Source organism: Frankia sp. AgKG'84/4, from assembly GCF_023242965.2.
Lineage (GTDB): Bacteria > Actinomycetota > Actinomycetes > Frankiales > Frankiaceae > Frankia.
The window spans coordinates 1-2239 of sequence record NZ_JALKFU020001283.1; the positions used below are offsets into that span (position 1 = coordinate 1).

1 protein-coding gene is annotated in these 2239 nt (G+C 77.5%); it reads left to right on the forward strand.

The features are described from left to right. Positions 1-2231: acyltransferase domain-containing protein (locus tag MXD58_RS29675; RefSeq protein ID WP_250611454.1), on the forward strand; the 2231-nt coding region annotated here is incomplete at its 5' end. Positions 2232-2239 lie beyond the last annotated feature (8 nt).

Here is a 2239-nt window from a genome sequence, read left to right on the forward strand (position 1 = left end):
GTCTCGGCGCGGCACTCGCGGCGCTGGCCGCCGGGCGCCCCGCACCCGGCATCAGCCAGGGCCACACCGCGCCCGGCACGCGGACCCGGATCGCCCTGCTGTTCACCGGGCAGGGCAGCCAGCGCCCGGGCATGGGCCGCGACCTCTACCGCGCCTACCCGGGTTTCGCCGCCGACATCGACGAGATCTCCGAGCGGTTCGACGCCCACCTCGACCGGCCGCTGCGCGAGGTCATGTTCGCCGCACCCGCCACCCCCGACGCCGCCCTGCTCGACCAGACCCGCTACACCCAGCCGGCGCTGTTCGCCTACGGCACCGCCCTGTACCGGCTGATCACCTCCTGGGGTGTCACCCCGGCGCTGCTCGCCGGGCACTCCATCGGCGAGCTGACCGCCGCCCACGTCGCCGGAATCTGGTCGCTGGCCGACGCGGTGACCCTCGTCGCTGCCCGCGGCCGGCTCATGCAGGCCTGCCCGCCCGGCGGCGCGATGATCGCGATCCGGGCCGGCGCGGCGCAGGTCGAGGCATCCCTGGCCCCGACCCGCGGACGGGTGGTCATCGCCGCGGTCAACGGGCCCGCCGCCGTCGTCATCGCCGGGGACGCCGAGGCCGCCGAACAGGTCGCCGCCGACTGGGCGGCCCGCGGCCACCGGACCCGGCGCCTGCCGGTCAGCCACGCCTTCCACTCCCCGCACCTGGACGGCATGCTCACCGAGTTCCGCCGCATCGCCGCCGGGATCACCTACCAGCGTCCGGCCATCCCGGTCGTGTCCACCCTCACCGGCGCGGCCCCGGACCCGGCGGCGCTACGCGACCCGGACCATTGGATGCGCCAGGCCCGCGGCGCCGTGCTGTTCCTCGACGCCGCCCGCCGCCTGCACGCCGAGGGCACCGAGGTGTTCGTCGAACTCGGCCCGGACGCGATCCTCACCGCCCTGCTGCCCGAGTGCCTGCCCACGCCCGCCCCGACGCCCGGGGCAGGAGCGGGGGAGCCGGCGGGGCGCGGTGGACAGGTCGTGGCGTTCGCGTCGGCGAGGGCCGGGCGCCCCGAGGCCGACACCCTGCTCACCGCGCTCGCCGGCCTCGACGTCCACGGCGTGCCCGTGGACTGGCGCGCGGTGCTCGGACGACGCGCGCGTCTGGTCGACCTGCCGACCTATCCGTTCCAACGCCGCCGCCACTGGCTCGACCCGCCCGCCACACCCACACCCACACCCACAGCCACAGCCGCTCCGCCGGCCAGCGTGACCTCGGTCCCGGCACGGGGCAGCGCGCCCGCGCCGGTCGGAGCGCCGGAGTCCGACGGGACGGCGGTGGCACCCGCGAGGGCACGTGCCGGGAACGGGGACGGCTGGCGCCATCGCGTGGCCTGGCGCCCACTCGCCGACGGCGACGCCACCGCCGCGATCACCGCGCAGGCCGGCGCGAGCGCGACCCTCGGTGGGCGCTGGGCGGTCCTCGTCCCACCGACCGGGGCCGCACCGGCGCTGGTCAGCCGCCTCAGCTGGATCATCGAACGCCTCGGTGGCACCGCGACGCCGATCGTGCTCGACCGGGCCGACCGCGACGCCGTCGCGGGACGACTCGCCGACGGGCTGCTCGGCGGGAACGCGCCGGTCGGCGGGCTGGTCTCCCTGCTCGCCCTCGACGACACCCCCCATCCGGACCATCCAGTGCTCACCACCGGACTCGCGCTCACCGTCACCCTCGCGCAGGCCCAGGCCGACCTGCGCCTGGACACACCACTGTGGCTGCTCACCCGCGGCGCCGTCGCGGCCGAGGACGGCGACCGGGTCACCCGGCCCGACCAGGCGATGACCTGGGGACTCGGCCGGACCCTCGCCCTGGAGTCCCCCCACGCCTGGGGCGGGCTCATCGACCTGCCCGCCGAGCGGACCGGCGGGGCCCAGCGGGCGGGTGGTTCGGTGCCCGACGACCAGTCGCTGCTGTGGCTCGGCGTCGCGCTGACCGGGGTCGGCGGGGAGGACCAGTTCGCCGCCCGCCCGCGGGGCCTGCGGGTGCCCCGGCTGCTGCCCGTGGACCCCCCCGACCCGGCAGAGCCCACCGCGGCGCCGTGGCGACCGACGGGCACCGTGCTGATCACCGGAGGTACCGGTGCCGTCGGCGCGCACCTCGCCCGCCACCTGGCCCGCCTCGGCGCCCGCCGGCTGGTTCGGGCGGGCGGCGCGGGGGGGTGCGGGTGGGTCAGGGATCTAACACCCGTGGTGTGAAGTATCGG